Below are 17,994 nucleotides of genomic sequence, written 5' to 3'. Positions count from 1 at the left end.
CCTGTGTCATCGTTGCGGGGGAGAAGGTCAATGCATCCTGATTCTGCGTCGTTTCGCGTGCGGCCGTTGCAGCCGTGGTTTGTTATCAATGCGGCAGAAGATTACCTGAAGAAAAGCATCAGTCAGTCACCTATTGCCCATTTTTACAGTTTCACGGTCGATCGGGCTGAAGCGATGACGTTGGCTGTGCCGGACGGCAGCGTCGATCTCCTGCTGCACTGTTGTCTTGATGCCCCAAGTGGACGCGTTTGCGGCAGTACCGCATCGGCGCAGATTACCCGGCTGATGCCGGGAGAACGCTATTTTGGTGTGCGTTTTATGCCGGGGATCATGCCCGCTTTTCTCGACCTGTCTCCAGGGGAACTTGCAGGTCAGGAGATCCCTTTTGATGAGGTCGCGCCTGATACGCCACGCCTGCTGAGACGGTTGGTGAATAGCCATGACTTTAACGAGCAGGTCAGTTTGTTTCTGCACTACTTTTCCTACTGGACGAACCGCTCGGCACCGCCGCTGTTGCTGCAAATTATCGACCTGATAATGGCGCACGATGGAAAAATCAGGGTTGATGAACTGGAACGCAAAACGCTCTATTCCGCGCGCTACATTCACCGTTTGTTTCATGATAACTGCGGTATGTCGCCCAAAACATTCTGCCGCACGATTCGTTTCCAGCGAGCGCTTGCACTGCTCAATCAGGGCAATATCGACAGTTTGACCTCGCTGGCACAGCGTCTTGAATACGCCGATCAGTCGCATTTTTTCCGTGAATTCAAAGCGTTTACCTCCTGTTCTCCGCAGCATTATCTGGCTCGACTACAGGCTGTTCGCTACCAGCATCGTATTCGCCAGTGCTGAATTCATCTTTGATGATCTTCACGCAAAGACATCTCTCATCCTGCGCTGTTTTTTTTGGGGCAGTGTGCACCAAAAAGGCGCTATCGCTGCACTCTGGTGTGTGCCGATTTATTCTATTTTCTCCATCTTCCTCCTTGCTATAAACGCTTCATACCGTGCGCTATCGCACATTTCTCTTATGAACGTTGTGAGGCTTTTTATGGCACAGGCAAAAGACATCGTACCGGGTTTTTACACCATTGATGACGCGATCGCACTGGATGGCGAGACCACTCGTGCACTGCAATTAACCCACCTGAACCGCATGCGCTCTCTGGATGGCCATGCCAAATACTTTGTTCGAGCGGAAGGCAGCACCTTTATTGATGACAAAGGTGAAAAGCATTTGGACATGATTGGCGCAGTCGGGGTGGTGACTGTCGGCAACAACAATGAATTCGTGTGGTCCTGTTTGCAGAAGTGTTTCGATAACCGTCTCTTCATGATGGGGGCGATTTCCTATCACAACGTGGCAGCGGCGCTGGCGCACAACATGGCGCTGCTTTCTCCACAGGGAAAGCTGACCAAAATGGGCACGGCGACCGGAGGGGCGGAGGCGATCGAAGGGATGATCAAACTGGTCAAACTCGGTACCCGACATAAAACACACAAGACCCACCTGTTAGCGACGCTTGGCGCGTTTCACGGTAAGACGTCTGGCGCGGTGTCGCTCGGTGGCAAGGATAAATGGCGTGCGGGGCAGCAGCCGACATTAGGCAATATCGATCATGTTGCCTACGGTTCTGTTGCTGAGCTGGAAAGTGCGCTGGCGACAGGAAAATACAAGGCGTTCGTGGTGGAACCGATTCAGGGGGAAGGTGGCATTATCGTGCCTCCTGCGGGTTACCTGAAGGCGGCACGCGAACTGTGCGATCGCTATGACACGCTGCTGGTGCTGGACGAAATTCAGTGTGGAGCGGCGCGCACCGGTAAGTTCTGGTGTTGTGAACATGATGATGTGGTGCCGGATTGTATCGTTTTCGCCAAAGGGTTGTCCGGCGGGCTGGTGCCGTTTGGCGGCTATCTCTGTACGGAAGTTTTGTATGAAGCGGCATATGGCACCATCGAAACCTGCTATCACCATACCGCCACCTATCAGGAAAATACTCTGAGTGCGGCGGCGGCGCTGGGTTCCTTACAGTTCATCATCGAACACGATCTCTGCGGTATGGCGGAACGTAAAGGCGCGTTAATGATGCAGCGGCTATATGAAATTCAGGCGCGCCACCCGCAGGTGATCAAAGAAGTACGCGGCAAAGGGCTGATGATCGGCATTGAGTTTGGTCGTTTACCGGAGGCGCTGCACGCCAGCATGGGCGAATACTATTCTGCGGCGATCGCCGGTCTGCTGGTCGAAAAATGGCGTATTCAGGTGAATTTCACCATCAATAACCTGGCGGTGTTTCGCTTCCTACCGCCGCTGACGATTAGCGAAGAAGAGCTCGATTATGCGCTGAATGCGTTTGAATCCGCCCTGAACAGCGTGGTTGAGCAGGCTGAGCAGGCCAATGCGTCTGTCATGACGGCGTGAGGAAGCAGCAATGACATTTACTTATTCACAGCCGGTAAAACTGTGTATCGGCAGAGGTGAAGTTGCCCGAGTGGGCGAAGAAGTGGCGCTGTTGGGGAATAGCGTTCTGTTGGTGACGGGAAAAACCAGCTGTCGCCAAACCGGGTTACTGACGCGTCTGACCGACCTGTTGACGCAGTGCGGTGTGCACTGGGTGTTATTCGACAGCATTGAAGCCAACCCGCTTACCACGACGGTGGATGACGGTGCTGCGCTAGCGCGCGAGCAGCAGTGTGATGTCGTGCTTGGTGTGGGGGGCGGCAGCGTGATGGATGCCGCCAAAGGCATCGCGTTTATGGCATGTAATTCGGGGAAACTACTGGACTGTCTGTCTCAACCACCGACACCTGCTACAACGTTGCCGCTGGTCTTGGTGACCACGACGGCGGGGACGGGAAGTGAAGGCAACTGTGTCGCTGTCTTCACCAACCCTGAAACCCACGATAAACCCGCATTTTTCTCACCCGCGCTGTACGCCCGGACGGCAATTGTCGATCCGACGCTGATGGTTACGCAGTCATCTCGCATGGTGGCGGCAACAGGTTTTGATGCACTCAGCCATAACATCGAAGCGCGGGTTGGCAAGTTCTGTAACCCGATGACGGAAATCATGACTGAGCGCGCTATTCGGCTGCTGACTACGTATCTACCGCGTGTCTGCCGGGATGTGACCGATCTGGATGCCTGGGATCAGGTGTGTTGGGCGAATACGCTTGGCGGGATGGCGATTGGGATGTCGGCGTGCGGGCTGCCGCATGCGATGGAACACCCGCTGAGTGGGCTGTACAACATCACACATGGCGAAGGGCTTGCTGCGTTATATCCCGAACTGATGCGTTTTTCCTGTTCTGAAAATGTCGCGGGGTTTGCTGCCGTTACCTGTGCGATGAGCGATAGCGTGACGCATCTTAATGACACGGAGCGGGCGAGACACAGCGTCTATCTGGTACAGCGTTTTCTGGAAAATATCGGGCTGACGTTTACGCTGCGCGATCTCGGCGTGCGTGAGCAAGATATTCCCTGGCTGGCGGACAACTGCGTGCAGACGATGGGAGTGAGCCTGGAGCAGAATCCACGCAGTGCCTCACGTCAGGACATCGAAGGGCTGTATCGCACCTGCCTGTAAGGTGGCGCGGCGGCAAGGAATTTACCATCGACCTGATTGCGCGACATCACGCTATCTGGTTCGTTTTGTGTATCCGGGGGCAAGATGAATACTCATCAATTGAAAAAGAACAGCCTGGGGCTGTGGTCGTTGGTCTTCTTTGTTGTGGCTGCTGCTTCGCCGCTAACTGGCGTGGTCGGTGGCCTGCCGGTTGCGATCTCCGCAGGCAACGGTGCGGGGATTCCGGCTGTGTACCTAATGGCTGGTGGCATACTGCTGATTTTCTCTTTTGGTTATATTGCCATGAGCCGCTATGTGACGAACGCTGGCGCATTTTACAGCTACATCACGCTAGGGTTGGGACGTCGTGCGGGGTTTAGCGCCGTATCTGTCGCGCTGTTGGCCTATTTCGCCATTCAGATCGCGGTGGTTGCGATGTTTGGTTTCTTTAGCAGTATGTATCTACAGGAACATCTCGGTATTGAACTACCATGGTGGCTTTACAGCGTGATGATGTTGCTGCTGATGTGCCTGTTGGGGATTGAGAGTGTGGAGGTCGGCGGGCGCGTGCTCGGCGTACTGATGCTGATGGAAGTGGGCATCATGCTGGTGGTGGATATTGCGGTGCTGCTGTCCCACGATACGCCATCCCTCACGCTGGAGGCGTTTTCGCCCAGTGTGATTAATCAGGGAAGCATTGGCATTGCGCTGATTTTCAGTATCGCTGCTTTCATCGGGTTTGAATCAACGGCGATCTACGGCGAAGAGTGCCGCAATCCTGAAAAAACCATACCTCGGGCGACGCTGGCTGCGGTTATCTTGATTATGCTGTTCTTTGCCTTCACCAGTTGGATGATGGTGCAAGCCTATGGGGTGGATCAGGTACAGCAACAGGCGATCAACGATCCCGGACGTTTTATCTTAAATGTATCGACCGCGCTGGTGGGGAAATGGTCTGAGCAGATGATATCGCTGCTGTTGATCACCAGTCTGTTCGCCGCGGCGCAGGCGTTTCACAACAACATCTCACGCTATCTGTTTAGTATCGGGCGTGATGGTGTGCTGTCCTCCAGGTTGGCGCTGGTCAGTAAAAGTAAAGGTACGCCTTACGTGGCGAGCATTGTGCAGACGGTCTTTGTGCTGGCCGTGTTGGGTGCGATGGTGGTGGCGGATCTTGATCCGATGATGCAGATCTTCGCGTTGGGATCGGCGATCGCGACGATGGCGATCCTGCTGCTTCAGGTTGGTGTTTCGCTGGCGGTTATTCGCTTCTTCCAACGTGAAACGCAGCATCCGGTCTCGGCATGGAGTCGTCTGTGGGCACCGATTATCTCGACGGTGGCTATGCTCTCGGCATTGATTATGGTCGTCAGAAACGTTGATGTACTGAGTGGCTCATCCTCCCAGCTTGTTTCTCTATTGCCTTGGGGTGTATTCGGTATTGCCGTATTGGGCTATTTGTCCGCCAGCCGTATGCGCATCCCATCACCGCAGGGAAATATGCAGTAAATTCCACTGTAACCAACCGGACTTATGAGGGGGATATGAGTCCGGTTTGTTGGTGAGTGTTTTTTTAAATGATCAGCAGAAATTAAATCGGATATAAAAACTCCATAAATAATAAAATAAAATTATAATGTAAGTGATGATTCTAGCTATGCTCTTTTTGACAAAAAAGAAAGGGATAGATAGCGGGATGATAATAAACGCAAAGAATCCATCGGAATCACCTTCAGGTATCTCACAGAGGTTTCTTATTTCTACCCCATCAACCATCCCTTCATAATCTCTGATTGATGTGATCAGTATGATCAGAGCGCAGAGAATTGAATAAATATAAAAACAGAGGCTAAAGAGTAATGTATTTACGTTTCTCATCGTGTTTTATCTGTGCGGGCAGAGGCTAACTCGCGTATAGAAACGGTATGAATGATATATAAGGATAGCAAGATAGGTGACGATTCTGGGAGGCGTCCTTTTCACCAGAAGAAAAGGGATAGATAAAGGAACAATGATAAAAATGAGAAAACCATCGGCATCTGCTCTTGGCACTTCACAGAAGCTGTCAAGCGAACCGTCATCCAGCATCCATTCATATTCGATGGTAGAAAAAGCGTTGATTAAAAAAAGGCATAAGGCAGAATAAGCATAAAAATAGACATTATAGATATAGTTTTTTTGAAACATGCTTTAAAATTCCTTTTTTAATCTTTATGGAAAATAAATAAAATCCACTGTCTAATAAATGAGGCATCTATTGTTTTATCTACATAATCGGGCACATGCTAATTCTCGTATAAAAACTGTCTGAATGATATATGAGAATGATGAGATAGGTAATAATCTTGGGGATGCTTCGTTTAACCAGAAAAAAATGAACGGATAAGGGAACGATAATAAAAATAAGGAAACTATCAACGTCGCCTCTCGGTGTTTCGCAGAACCGTTCAAGTGAGCCATCATATCCGATTGTGGAAAATGTATTGATCAAAAAAAAGCATAAAGCGGAATAAGCATAAAAATAAACATGATAGATGGATTCTTTTGCTCGTGACATTGATATTATTCCTTATCTTAACTCAACCTCCAATAGTTCATTATTGGCGATGCTGGTGAGTAGAAGAGGTGTCGACTTATCAACGACTTTAGTCACGGAAAAGGGGTGATGATTGACGTGTCGATCCCTTGATAGGTCATAATTTGTCGCATAAACAAAAATTTCATCTTCGTGTCCAGAAATATGTTTGTTTCCTACAGAATCAATACTTAAACACCCTTCAGAAATTAACCCCTGAATTTTACCTGTTATCTTCATAAAAATAGAATTAGCCATTCGTGTAACTCCCTGTTAAAGCGTCCTTGCTGGAGTCGTTATAACGTAAATTCCTATTAAATAAAAGAGTGGGATCACTCTTTAATAAATAATATTATCTGACTCAGAAAGCAACCTTCTAAAAAATAGTTAATTATTTGTTTTTAATGATTAATTTTTTAATGGACGGCCTTTCTTATTATCATGCTAATTATATTTATATGATTAATTATATTATGGAGTGAGATTATAGTAGTTGATTAAATAACAGGGTGAGTAATAGTTGATTACTGATTTAAGTAAAAAATAAGCGTTATTGATAACTCGCCGCTTAGCGGCGAGGTTTATTATCTGTTCTGAATCTATTATTTTCCGACGCTAAGCCAGTCTGGCAGATCGTGTAATCCCATTGCCTGACGTACCAGCGTCGGTTTAATTCCGGGGAGCTTATCCGCCAGTACCAGACCGACATCACGCAGTAGTTTTTTCGCCGGATTGTCGCCGTCAAACAGTTCGCGGAACCCCTGCATGCTGGCGAGCATCACGGCAGCGCTGTGCTTGCGGCGGCGTTCATAGCGCCGCAGATAAAGGTGTTGGCCGATATCTTTACCCTGTGTCTGTAAACGCTTCAGCTCTGCAATCAGTTCAGCGACATCCATGAAGCCCAGGTTGACGCCTTGTCCTGCAAGCGGATGAATGGTGTGGGCTGCATCACCGACCAGCACCAGTCGGTGTGCTGCGAAGCTGCGAGCGTAGCGCCCCGTCAGCGGGAAAGTCTGGCGTTCGCTTTCCAGTTCACACAGCCCTAACCGCGTATCAAACGCCATGGCGACCTGGCGGTTGAACTCCTCTACTGGCAAGTTTTGCATCGCCAGTGCCTGCTCGGGCGAAAGTGACCAGACAATCGAACAGAGGTGTGGATCGTCCAGCGGCAGGAACGCCAGAATGCCATCACCGTGGAACGCCTGACGTGCCACAGACTGATGCGGGTGCTCAGTACGAATATTGGCGACCAGCGCGTGGTGCCCATAATCCCAAAAGGTCAGCGGAATATCCGCATGCTGGCGTAACCACGAATGTGCGCCGTCTGCGCCGACCACCAGCCTGGCAGTCAGCATGCTGTCGTCTTGCAATGTAATAAAGGCTTCGTTCTCGCCCCAGGCAACCTGTTTTAACGACGCAGGGGAGAGCAGGGTGATGTCACTTAACTGTGAGGCGCGCTGCCACAGCACCTGCTGAATCACTGGGTTTTCAATGATATGCCCAAGATGGGAAAAGCCAAATTCTTCACCGCTAAAGCTGATTTTGCCGAAGCTGTCTTTGTCCCAGACCTGCATATCGTTGTAGGGGCTGACACGCTGCGCCACGAGATTCTCCCAGACGCCGATATGACGCAGCAGGCATTCGCTGGCGGCATTGATGGCGGAGACGCGCAGGGCATGGTCTTTCCCGAGCGGTTGAGGCTCGGTAGCCTGTTTTTCCAGCACGGCGATGCGCAGGCCGCTACCCTGTAGGCCGCAGGCCAGCGCCAGACCGACCATACCGCCGCCGGCAATAACCACGTCGAATGATTGCATTTCCGTATTTTCCTGTTGGCGAGCTTAATTAACGTTCTACCCAGCCCAGCGTGCGACGGGCAAACGCATCGCGCATCAGCGGCAGGTTATTCATGGCGATGAGACCCAGATTGCGGCCGACCGCCAGCGCGGTATAGCGGTTAGCGAACAGCCTGACCAGACCATCGGTGATCGCGACGGTGGTCTGTTGGTCGGGTTCGCGCCGTTGCTGATAGCGGCTGAGTACACTGTACTGGCCGATATCCTGCTGGTTTTTCGCCGCATCGACGAGCGTTTCCGCCAGCGACATGACATCGCGAATTCCCAGATTGAAGCCTTGTCCGGCAATCGGATGCAGCGTTTGTGCCGCGTTGCCGACCAGTGCCAGCCGATGGCTGATGTGCTGGCTGGCGGTTAGCAAGCGCAGCGGATAGCTATGGCGTTCGCCGGTGTGGATAAATTGCCCCAGACGCCAGCCAAAAGCCTGCTGTAGCTGTTGGCGAAACTCGGCTTCGCTCCATCCATCAACGTCGTGTTGACGATGTTTATCATGGCACCAGACGAGTGAGCTTCTGCCGTTACTCATCGGTAACAGCGCCAGCGGACCGTGCGGAGTAAACCGCTCAAATGCGCGCCCGCGGTGGGGTTCTGTCGTGGTTACGTTGGCAATGACCGCAACCTGATCATACTCATGCTGCTGCCAGTGAATCCCGCAGGACTGCGACAACATGGAGTGTGACCCATCGGCGGCAACCAGTAGTTGACCTGTGAGCACAGTGCCGTTATCCAATGTTAGCGTAGCGCTCTCTTGCATCCGCGTGACGGCAACCACCTTGGCCGGACAGTGCAGGCGCACGCCAGGTGCCTGCTGTAGCAGGGAAAACAGGCGCTGCCCGACCTCATGCAGTTCAACCACATGGCCTAATGCTTGAACGTGATAGTCCGATGCGTGCAGATTGACTACGCTGGCATGTCCGCGTTCGCTGACGTGAATGTCGGTTATTGCTGTTGCATTGCCAGACAGTGCTTGCCAGATGCCCAGCGCCGCTAGCTGCTGGCGTGTGCCATCAGACAGTGCGATGGCGCGTGCGTCAAAACCCGGATGTTCCTTGCCGAGTGGTGAATATGCCTCGATAAGGTCAACCGGTATTGTGCCTTGTGAAAGCCGTGATATCGCCAGCGCCAGCGTCGCGCCCGCCATCCCACCACCGACAATCATGACCGCCATGTTGTTGTCCTTTGCAATGATGTCGCTGACCTTTGAAAAAGCGGCCTAGTGCTGAGTATCATGCTGTTGCGCCATCAGCGCTTCGATGGCATCAGCGTCTTTGATTACGCCCGCTGTCAGATTTTCGTTACCGTTTTCGGTGATCACGATGTTGTCTTCAATACGCACACCGATGCCTCGATACTGCTGCGGCACTTTAGCATCGGGCGCGATGTAAAGACCCGGCTCGATGGTTAACACCATACCGGGCTCAAGCGGACGGCCTCGGTCGGTGGTGCCGTAATTGCCCACATCGTGCACGTCCAAACCTAACCAATGGCTGAGGCCGTGCATGAAGAACTGACGATGTGCCTGTTCAGCAATCAGCTCTTCCACTTCACCCTTCATCACGCCGAGCTTGATGAGCCCGCTAACCATGATGCGTACCACTTCTTCATTGACTTCGCGGATGCTACGACCCGGTCCAAAAAGCTCCAGTGCCCGCAGCTGTGAACGCAACACGATGTCGTAAATGGCACGTTGCGGCGCAGTAAACTTACCGTTTACCGGGAAGGTGCGGGTGATGTCGCCAGCATAGCTTTTGTATTCACAGCCCGCGTCAATCAGCACCAGATCGCCGTCGCGCATTTGCGTTTCGTTTTCGGTGTAATGCAGGATGCAGGCATTTTCACCGCTGCCGATGATGGTGTTGTAAGACGGATAGCGTGCGCCGTGACGGGTAAATTCGTGGTGAATTTCGCCTTCAAGCTGATATTCATACATGCCAGGACGGCATTTCTGCATCGCTCGTGTATGAGCCAGCGCTGTAATTTCACAGGCGCGACGCATGACGCTGATTTCTGCAGGCGATTTGAACAGGCGCATTTCATGCACCCAAGGACGCCAGTCAGTCAGCGTAGCGGGGGCAGCAAATCCTTGGCGGGTGCCGTTGCGCAAGGTATCCAGCGCAGCGAAAACCAGCCTGTCGGCGTAATCGTACTGCCCTTGCGCGTGGTATACCACGTCCAATCCGTTCAACAATAAATGCAGCTGCGCGCTGATTTCGCCAAATGGCAGTGCACGGTCAACGCCGAGTTTGGTGGGGGCTGCGTCTTGGCCCAGGCGACGGCCAAACCAGATTTCAGCGGTCAGGTCGCGCACGCGGTTGAAGATTACGCTGTGGTGATGTTTAGCATCACTTTTTACCAGCAGCAGAACGGCTTCTGGTTCGTTGAAACCCGTGAAATACCAAAAATCACTATTTTGACGATAAGGGTAATCACTGTCAGCATTGCGCTGCGCTTCCGGCGCAGCAAAAATAATCGCCGCACTGCCCGGTGCCATTTTTTCCAACAGACCCTGACGACGACGAAGAAATTCTTGTGGATTCATCACCTGCTCCTGAAAATTGTCCGTGCGGTTGCCTTTCCCTTCCGCCTGCATAAGGCATGATTTTTATAAAATAACGTCTTTCGTAAGACTGCCTTGCATCAAAAATCAATGCAGCGTTGGTTTTTGCTGCTCGGGGGCAGTGACAACGCGTTGGCTGGTAAATTCGGTATGGCACAAAATGGCAGAAACGCGAACATACTCAATCACTTCTTCCAGCGATTGCTCCAGTTCTTCCTGATCTTCGTCTTCGTCGTAGCCAAGCTGTGCGATGTTGCGCAAATCTTCGATGGCTTCTTTCAGCTCGCCTTTAACCTTGTTCAACTTCGGCTGAGCGACGCCCAGACCCAGTAGGAAGTGGTTGACCCAGCCTGCCAGCGCATCGGCGCGATCGAAAACGCTCACGTCGTCCAGCGAATCATCAGGCAGGAAAAGCTGAAACAGGAAACCATCATCTTCCAGCGCTTCGCGCGTGGCCTGATACAGGTCCTGAAGCGGCTGCGACAGCGTTTGAGTAAACGCCATACCTTCATTGGTCAGTTCAAAAACCAGCGTTCTCCAACTATCATCATGGTTTCCACCACACAGCATTCCGCTGATCAAGCCGTGCATTTCTGCTGCGGTCAGCGCGACTTGCTGTTGATGAAGCAGTTGGTCAAGGCCTTCATAGGCAGGAAACGTGTTCTCTATAGACATGCGGATTCATCATCGTTGGCTGGATTGGTTCGTGCTATGCTACCACCAAGCTCCCTTTGGATTCCAGAAAGGGCTTGTATCTTAGATCTCGGCTATATATAGTGGCGCCCGCTTTAATGAACCCGATGTAACGGGTAATGCTCATGCTATGCGACTCGCGGGCGCAAGAACGAAAAAAGGCAGGAAGGTGGTATGTCTGCACAACCAGTAGATATTCAAATTTTTGGCCGTTCGTTAAGAGTGAATTGTCCGCCAGAACAACAGGAAGCGTTGAATCAGGCAGCGGAAGATCTTAACCAGCGGTTGCAAGATCTTAAAGTTCGCACAAGAGTGACAAACACCGAGCAACTGGTGTTTATTGCCGCGCTGAATGTGTGCCATGAACTGGCGCAGGAGCGGGGTAAGACGCGTGATTATGCGTCGAATATGGAACAGCGTATTCGTATGTTGCAGCAAACCATCGAGCAGGCGTTGCTGGAACAAGGCAAGATCACGGAACGTCAGGGTGCACAATTTGAATAACGTCGTATTTTGACAAAAGTACGGTGTTTTTACGCGATAAGACGTGCTAAGGTTTATCGCGAGTAACGAATAAAATTTCTCTGAGATGTTTGTCAGCGGGCCAGTCCCCTGAGCCGATATTTCATACCAACAGAATGTAATGCTCTGCGGTTGGTGAGCACGCTCGGTTCGTCCGAGAAGCCTTAAGACTGCGACGTTATGTTCACCTTGAACCAAGGGTTCAAGGGTTACAGCCTGCGGCGGCATCTCGGAGATTCCCTTTCTTTTATCACTTTTGACCGTGGCGAATGCAGCCCATGTCATCTTCTGATTTACCAATTCTTCCCGATAATTCACCTTCCTCCACGGCAGTATCACGTCAGCAGATCCGTCAGGTTGTGCGCCAGCAGCGGCGTTTACTGACGCCGGAACAGCAGAGATTATTTGCGCAACAGGCGAGTGAACGTGTCATGGCGCACCCGAAGATCATACGGGCAGATAGCGTGGCGGTATTTCTGTCGTTTGATGGTGAGCTGGATACGCATCCGTTAATTCAACAGCTATGGCTGCGGGGGAAGCGCGTTTACTTGCCGGTTCTTCATCCGTTTCGCACCGGGTATCTGCTGTTTCTGCGCTATGCACCGGACACCGAGCTGGTGCGCAATCGTCTGAAGATTATGGAGCCGCGTCTGGACGTACGGCAGGTGCTGCCGTTATCGCAGTTGGATATTCTGCTGACGCCGCTGGTAGCGTTTGATCATCAGGGGCAGCGCTTGGGCATGGGCGGTGGTTTTTACGATCGGACGTTGCAGTATCGCAACCAGATGTCTCGCGGGCCTTATCCGATTGGACTGGCCCACGATTGTCAGATGGTTGACGCACTGCCAGTGGAAAGTTGGGACATCCCGCTACCGGAAATTATCACGCCCTCCCACCATTGGCAGTGGAACACGCGCTAGTTTTTTATTTGTTCGGGCGATCGATCGTGGCCCAACATCTGCTGTACCAATTCCACACAGTGCAGGAACCGCGAATCGTAGTCCGACTCTTTGATGTAAACGTACGGGATATTATTTTTAGCCAGCATCGTTTTCAGCAGGTTCTGGAATTCTGAACGCGCGGTGGTGCTGCCTAAGCTGCGCAGCCCATCGGCTACCCACGGCGTGTTGTTCTCCAGCAAAATCACCAGATCGAAGCGGTATTCATCGATCAGCGCCTGTACGAATGGGTGTTCACGGCCTTCATATTTCTTGCAGAACGCCTGCGTAGTGACAAAATCGGTGTCGATAAAGGCGACTTTATTGGCATATTTGACCGCAAAATCAATGTACTGTGCCTGACCCAGTGCAATCTTGTCGTAGTCGGAATACTGCAACGCCATCTCGTCGCCACCCAGATGGGAGAACACGTAATCGCGGCCATATTCCCAGGCGCTGGTGGTGTTGAAGATATTAGCCAACTTGTTTACCAGCGTGGATTTACCACTGGATTCGCCACCAAGAATGGCTACGGTACGCACAAAGAACGGTTTCACTTCGGTTGGGATATAGTCCCAATAGCGGAAGGGATCGTGGCGGATCTGCGAACCGCTAATGTTCATAAAGGATCGCTGCGGGTCGATCAAAACAGCTTCAATACCGAGATGTTCGCGGTATTGCGGCGCATCCTGTTCTTCACTGGTGTAGACGAAATTAGGCGTGATACTTTTTTCCTGCATGAACGCCTGAATTCCTTTACTCCACACATCCCAGCCGTGTGGGTAAGGCTCCATCCCTTGCTCATTAAAGGCGTGAATATGAATATTTTTCTGATATTTAAAGGTCTGCAATAGCCAACGCAGGCGGTCGCTGACGGTGGGCTGCTGTGACATCGAACTGTTCTCAAACAGCAAACGGTCGCGCGGCTCGTCGTAACCTAAAATCACATGCAGTTCATCGACCTGGCTGCATGCGCGCTGAATCAGATAAATGTGGCCGGTGTGTAGTGGATAGAACTTGCCGAAGACGACGCCAATATTCTTTTCGTAGCGAGGGAATTCCAGCTCAAGAAACCGATGTAGCGCTTCCAGCTTCTGTGCGCTAGGGCTTTTGATTTTGGCATTAAGTAACTGACTGAGATAGCCTTTGGTCATATCGGTCGCGTCGGCAACCTGCTGTAGGGTGCAACCCTTCTGGCGGATAGCGGATTTCAGGTAATCAAATGATGACATGGTGCAACACTCTTGTTTAGCCTACTAAACAAAATACCACAAGATAAGGCAATATCTGCTTTTTTTCAGGATACTCGTTGGTGTCCCTCATCGCCTGAGCGACCATTTGGCCTGCCAGCCTCTGAACTCTCAACTATCTCTGCTGTTAACCAGTTGCGAAACCGCGTGATAAGACTGTGTTTCTTACTGCTTGGATTTTCAACGAAGTAGTAGCAACCTCCATCAAGTGCAGTAGCAAACGGCGCGTAAAGCACACGGCTGCGTAATGCATTCTGTAAGATTAGGCGACTGGCGATCACTGCGCCTTGTCCGGCGATTGCGGCCTCAATGGCGTGCGTTTCATCGTTGAAGTGTGAACCGTGCGTAATATCTAGCGCTGATGGCCCGTGCAGCTCTCGCCACAAGCTCCAGTCAGGCGTTAATGATGGGATTCGTCTGCCATCAACGTGAATAAGTGGGACCATTAGCAAATCTTCTGGATGTGTTATCGCGAATTTTGGGCTCACTGCGAGGATAAATTTATCCTCGAAAAGACACGGTGACGCTACTGCCCCATCAGGCACGTTGCCATAGCGGATAGCGATATCAATCGCGGCTGTTTGCATGTCGACGATGCGATCGTCAGCATGCAGGCGTAGATCAAGGTCTGGATAAGCGTGGCGTAACTGTGCCAGACGAGGCATGAGCCAGTGAGAAATAAACGCTGTCGTGGCGGTCAGGGTCAATATGTTGTCCACGGGGGACTCTATAACTTTTTCCACTGTATCCTGAAGCAACATAAATGCCTGACGAGTCCCTGCATAGAGCAATTCGCCTTTGTCCGTGAGCGCCACGTGGCGAGGTGTCCGATCCAACACGCGTTGGCCTAGGTGTTCTTCTAGTAGACGAATCTGGTGGCTAACCGCCGTGGCGGAAACACCGAGCACGTCGGCGGCGTGTTTGAAGCTGCGTAGCTCCGCTACTTTGTCAAAGGCTCGCAGCGACCCAAGGGGAGGTAGTCTTTTTTTCATGCTGATTTTTATTCATCTTATGCTGAAAAGGATGACTTTGAATGTGTCATTCTAGCGGGAGTATTCTGTCTCTGGCAGTGAATAATGTGAAAATTAATTCATCAATGAGGAGATATTTATGTCTGAGCAGAAGGTGAAAGAACTCAGGTTGGTGGTCACGACAGAAGACTTCGATAACGCCTTGGCATTTTATCGCGATAAGCTGGGACTGCGGCAGCAGGATGCAGTACCGCCGGACAGTGGTCGTGTCGCTATTTTGGAGGCGGGTAGGGCAACGCTGGAATTAGTCGAACCAGAAACAGCAGCATTTATCGACCGTATTGAAGTTGGGGAACGGGTATCTGGCTGGATTCGCGTGGCGTTTGAAGTTGAGGATGTGGTGCAGACCACGGATACATTGACTGCCTCGGGTGCGGCACTGCTGGGAGCGCCGAAATCGACGCCTTTCCGGTCTATAAATAGCCGGTTAGATGCCCCAGCAGGCTTACAGCTGACACTGTTTCAGCGACAGTAATAAAACAAAAACGGCCTGTTTGTTGGCATAAGGCTATTCACTTAAGCCCGTTTAGAGATCGTCGAGGATCGCCAAAGCATCGGCCAGCTTTTTCACACCGAAAACCTGCATGCTGGCCGGGGCTTTCTTCGGCATATTGGCATGAGGAACGATGGCGCGTTTGAAGCCGTGCTTGGCGGCCTCAGTAATCCGCTCCTGGCCGCTGGGAACCGGACGAATTTCGCCTGCCAGACCGACTTCACCGAAGATGACCAGATCCTGCGGTAGTGGGCGATCGCGGAAGCTGGAAACCAGCGATAGCAGCAGCGCCAGGTCGGCGCTGGTTTCGGTGACTTTGACGCCGCCGACGACATTCACAAACACATCCTGATCCGACATTTGCAAGCCGCCGTGGCGATGCAACACCGCCAGCAGGATCGCCAATCGGTTTTGTTCCAGCCCGACCGCGACGCGACGCGGATTGGCCATCATAGATTGATCTACCAGCGCCTGAATCTCGACCAGCAGCGGACGTGTACCTTCCCACACCACCATGACTGAACTGCCAGATGTCACTTCGTCCCCACGGCTGAGGAAAATGGCTGACGGGTTGCTGATCTCACGCAGACCCTGCTCCGTCATGGCAAATACACCCAGTTCGTTAACGGCACCGAAACGGTTCTTATGGCTACGCAGCGTGCGGAAGCGCGAATCGGCATCACCGTCCAACAGCACGGAGCAGTCAATGCAGTGTTCCAATACTTTCGGCCCGGCGAGCGAGCCGTCTTTGGTGACGTGGCCGACCATGACGATAGCAACGCCGCGCGTTTTAGCGAAGCGCGTCAGGTAGGCGGCGGTTTCACGTACTTGCGCCACGCTGCCGGGAGAAGATTGAATGTCGGCGAGGTGCATCACCTGAATGGAGTCGATCACCATCAACTTCGGCTGTTCTTGCTCGGCAATCAGGCAAATCTGCTCAATGCTGGTTTCTGACAGCATGTTGAGATTTTGAATCGGTAGGTTGAGACGGTGTGCCCGCATCGCCACCTGCTGCAATGATTCTTCGCCAGTGACGTACAGGGTTTTCATATTTTCTGACAGCTTGCAGAGCGTTTGCAGCAGCAGCGTACTCTTACCCGCGCCGGGATTACCCCCGATCAGAATTGCGCTACCTGGAACGACACCACCACCCAGAACGCGATCAAACTCCTGAAAGCCAGTGGAAAAGCGAGGTAACGCTTCAAGGCTGATTTCCGAGAGCTTTTGTACCCGGCTGACGCCAGCACTCTCACCGGCATAGCCAGTGAGACGGTCGGAGCGTGATACGGATGCAGACGCCAGGCGAACTTCAGTAATGGTATTCCAGGCATGGCAGGCGCTGCACTGCCCTTGCCAGCGCGGGTAATCAGCCCCGCATTCATTACATACAAACGCCCGTTTGATGGCTTTTGCCACGTATCACCTCCTACTAATTAACGCTTTTCGTGTCTCATGCTGCCGCTGAGGATGCACAGCACGCCGGTTAGATCGGCATGACGGATAGTCACCGAAGACTGCTCATTGACCTTGGGTTTGGCATGATAGGCAATGCCTAAGTTGGCTGTCTTGATCATCGGCAGATCGTTTGCGCCATCGCCGATAGCAACGGTCTGGTGCATTGGAATCTCGAGCTTTTCTGCCAGCTGTTGCAGTGTAGTGGCTTTATATTTTGCATCGACAATCGTGCCGATGACTTCACCTGTCAGTTTGCCATCTTGCATGCCTAATTCGTTGGCAACGGCGGCGACCAGACCTAGCTCGTCACGCAAATAATCAGCAAAGTAGGTAAACCCGCCCGATGCAATCGCGACGTGCCAACCCGCTTCCTGAAGCTGGCTAACCATATTGCTCAGGCCCGGCATCAGCGGCAGCGTTTTGAGTACCGTTTGTAATATATTGGCGTCGGCACCTTTTAATGTCCCAACCCGCTGACGCAAGCTGGCGGCGAAATCCAGTTCACCGCGCATCGCGCGTTCGGTGACGTCGGCCACTAGCTCGCCTGTGCCTGCCAGCTTAGCAATTTCATCAATACATTCGATCTGAATCGCAGTGGAATCCATGTCCATAACCAATAAACCCGGCGAACGTAGCGTCGGCGCATTACGCATGGCTGCGACGTCGATACCCAGTTCATGAGCCAGCTTGGTGGCGCGCGGCGTCAGCGTGCCCGCTAAACGGACAACCTGATAATCGCCAACGTTCCAGGCGCTGACGATAACCATGGCGCTCCCCAGCTTACGCTGGTAGCGAGAAATCAGGTTTTTATCGAGGACGTCGCTATAAATCAGCCAGCCGGTATCGCCAGCGCGGTAGTCAAGCGGCATCACTTCGTCACCGCTCAGTGATAATGGCAGTCCCGGCCAACAGTTGATCTCATTCGGGAGATCACGATAGGTCAGACTATTCGACATGGGGTAAATCCTCTGCTGGCAGTAGTGCGATAAAGTCGTGCGATAAAAAGAGGGATGTGGTGTCGACCAAACATATCCCTCCAAAAACTGGGCAACAAGCTA

Annotated in this window: 19 protein-coding genes and 1 other RNA gene; 8 read left to right on the top strand and 12 right to left on the bottom strand. The window is 52.1% G+C overall.

The window, feature by feature from the left end; translation table 11 throughout:
- Positions 1-30 precede the first annotated feature (30 nt).
- The 4 genes from CLR69_RS13490 (at position 31) to CLR69_RS13475 (ending at position 5,078) form a co-directional block, all read left to right on the top strand.
- Complete coding sequence (locus CLR69_RS13490; protein WP_129713432.1) at positions 31-855, top strand: AraC family transcriptional regulator; 825 nt, start codon at positions 31-33, stop codon at positions 853-855.
- Positions 856-1,054: 199 nt separating this feature from the next.
- Positions 1,055-2,425 carry an aspartate aminotransferase family protein gene (locus CLR69_RS13485; protein WP_129702679.1) on the top strand — a complete coding sequence of 457 codons (1,371 nt, stop codon included), beginning with the start codon at positions 1,055-1,057 and terminating at the stop codon, positions 2,423-2,425.
- A 10-nt stretch (positions 2,426-2,435) separates the two neighbouring features.
- Entirely contained in the window at positions 2,436-3,590 is a 1,155-nt protein-coding gene (locus tag CLR69_RS13480) for an iron-containing alcohol dehydrogenase (RefSeq protein ID WP_129713431.1), read from the top strand.
- 84 nt (positions 3,591-3,674) lie between these two features.
- On the top strand, positions 3,675-5,078 hold the full coding sequence (locus tag CLR69_RS13475) for an APC family permease (protein WP_129713430.1): 1,404 nt from the start codon (positions 3,675-3,677) through the stop codon (positions 5,076-5,078).
- Between the two features lie 72 nt (positions 5,079-5,150).
- Here CLR69_RS13475 and CLR69_RS13470 read toward each other — a convergent pair whose 3' ends face one another.
- From CLR69_RS13470 to CLR69_RS13435, 8 genes are all read right to left on the bottom strand, one after another.
- Positions 5,151-5,447, bottom strand: a complete 297-nt coding sequence (locus CLR69_RS13470) for a DUF2645 family protein (RefSeq protein ID WP_129713429.1) — start codon at positions 5,445-5,447, stop codon at positions 5,151-5,153.
- A 6-nt stretch (positions 5,448-5,453) separates the two neighbouring features.
- Positions 5,454-5,756, bottom strand: coding sequence for a DUF2645 family protein (locus CLR69_RS13465; RefSeq protein WP_012773149.1), 303 nt, complete (start codon positions 5,754-5,756; stop codon positions 5,454-5,456).
- A 79-nt stretch (positions 5,757-5,835) separates the two neighbouring features.
- Complete coding sequence (locus CLR69_RS23190) at positions 5,836-6,126, bottom strand: DUF2645 family protein (RefSeq protein ID WP_129713428.1); 291 nt, start codon at positions 6,124-6,126, stop codon at positions 5,836-5,838.
- A 12-nt stretch (positions 6,127-6,138) separates the two neighbouring features.
- Positions 6,139-6,402, bottom strand: a complete 264-nt coding sequence (gene tssD / locus CLR69_RS13455; protein WP_242451606.1) for a type VI secretion system tube protein TssD — start codon at positions 6,400-6,402, stop codon at positions 6,139-6,141.
- Positions 6,403-6,746: 344 nt separating this feature from the next.
- Complete coding sequence (gene ubiI, locus CLR69_RS13450; RefSeq protein WP_129702684.1) at positions 6,747-7,958, bottom strand: FAD-dependent 2-octaprenylphenol hydroxylase; 1,212 nt, start codon at positions 7,956-7,958, stop codon at positions 6,747-6,749.
- 28 nt (positions 7,959-7,986) lie between these two features.
- On the bottom strand, positions 7,987-9,165 hold the full coding sequence (gene ubiH / locus CLR69_RS13445; protein WP_129713427.1) for a 2-octaprenyl-6-methoxyphenyl hydroxylase: 1,179 nt from the start codon (positions 9,163-9,165) through the stop codon (positions 7,987-7,989).
- Between the two features lie 45 nt (positions 9,166-9,210).
- Positions 9,211-10,536 (bottom strand): Xaa-Pro aminopeptidase, encoded by a 1,326-nt coding sequence (gene pepP / locus CLR69_RS13440; protein WP_129713426.1) that lies wholly within the window; start codon positions 10,534-10,536, stop codon positions 9,211-9,213.
- Between the two features lie 105 nt (positions 10,537-10,641).
- Positions 10,642-11,229 (bottom strand): YecA/YgfB family protein, encoded by a 588-nt coding sequence (locus CLR69_RS13435; RefSeq protein ID WP_129702687.1) that lies wholly within the window; start codon positions 11,227-11,229, stop codon positions 10,642-10,644.
- A gap of 192 nt (positions 11,230-11,421) precedes the next feature.
- Here CLR69_RS13435 and zapA point away from each other — a divergent pair, with 192 nt between their 5' ends.
- The 3 genes from zapA to CLR69_RS13420 all read left to right on the top strand — a co-directional run bounded on the left by zapA (position 11,422) and on the right by CLR69_RS13420 (position 12,689).
- Positions 11,422-11,751 (top strand): cell division protein ZapA, encoded by a 330-nt coding sequence (gene zapA, locus CLR69_RS13430; protein ID WP_039304500.1) that lies wholly within the window; start codon positions 11,422-11,424, stop codon positions 11,749-11,751.
- Positions 11,752-11,825: 74 nt separating this feature from the next.
- A non-coding RNA gene (gene ssrS / locus CLR69_RS13425) (6S RNA) lies at positions 11,826-12,009 on the top strand.
- A gap of 38 nt (positions 12,010-12,047) precedes the next feature.
- A complete protein-coding gene (locus tag CLR69_RS13420) occupies positions 12,048-12,689 on the top strand; it encodes a 5-formyltetrahydrofolate cyclo-ligase (RefSeq protein ID WP_129713425.1) in 642 nt (213 codons plus the stop codon).
- On the opposite strand, the gene nadR is transcribed toward CLR69_RS13420, so the two are convergent.
- Complete coding sequence (gene nadR, locus CLR69_RS13415) at positions 12,686-13,939, bottom strand: multifunctional transcriptional regulator/nicotinamide-nucleotide adenylyltransferase/ribosylnicotinamide kinase NadR (RefSeq protein WP_129702689.1); 1,254 nt, start codon at positions 13,937-13,939, stop codon at positions 12,686-12,688. The two genes, CLR69_RS13420 and nadR, sit on opposite strands and share 4 nt — an antisense overlap.
- Before the next feature lie 65 nt (positions 13,940-14,004).
- Entirely contained in the window at positions 14,005-14,949 is a 945-nt protein-coding gene (locus CLR69_RS13410; RefSeq protein ID WP_129713424.1) for a LysR substrate-binding domain-containing protein, read from the bottom strand.
- A 118-nt stretch (positions 14,950-15,067) separates the two neighbouring features.
- On the opposite strand from CLR69_RS13410, the gene CLR69_RS13405 reads away from it, so the two are divergent.
- On the top strand, positions 15,068-15,463 hold the full coding sequence (locus tag CLR69_RS13405) for a VOC family protein (protein ID WP_129713423.1): 396 nt from the start codon (positions 15,068-15,070) through the stop codon (positions 15,461-15,463).
- Between the two features lie 51 nt (positions 15,464-15,514).
- Here CLR69_RS13405 and radA read toward each other — a convergent pair whose 3' ends face one another.
- Both radA and serB read right to left on the bottom strand, forming a co-directional pair.
- Positions 15,515-16,897 carry a DNA repair protein RadA gene (gene radA / locus CLR69_RS13400; RefSeq protein WP_129713422.1) on the bottom strand — a complete coding sequence of 461 codons (1,383 nt, stop codon included), beginning with the start codon at positions 16,895-16,897 and terminating at the stop codon, positions 15,515-15,517.
- 17 nt (positions 16,898-16,914) lie between these two features.
- Positions 16,915-17,892 carry a phosphoserine phosphatase gene (gene serB, locus CLR69_RS13395; RefSeq protein ID WP_129702693.1) on the bottom strand — a complete coding sequence of 326 codons (978 nt, stop codon included), beginning with the start codon at positions 17,890-17,892 and terminating at the stop codon, positions 16,915-16,917.
- Positions 17,893-17,994 lie beyond the last annotated feature (102 nt).

Origin of the sequence: Pectobacterium zantedeschiae (assembly GCF_004137795.1) — a bacterium.
Lineage (GTDB): Bacteria > Pseudomonadota > Gammaproteobacteria > Enterobacterales > Enterobacteriaceae > Pectobacterium > Pectobacterium zantedeschiae.
Note: the sequence above shows the minus strand (reverse complement) of the source record. Positions and strands in the feature narration are given on the sequence as shown.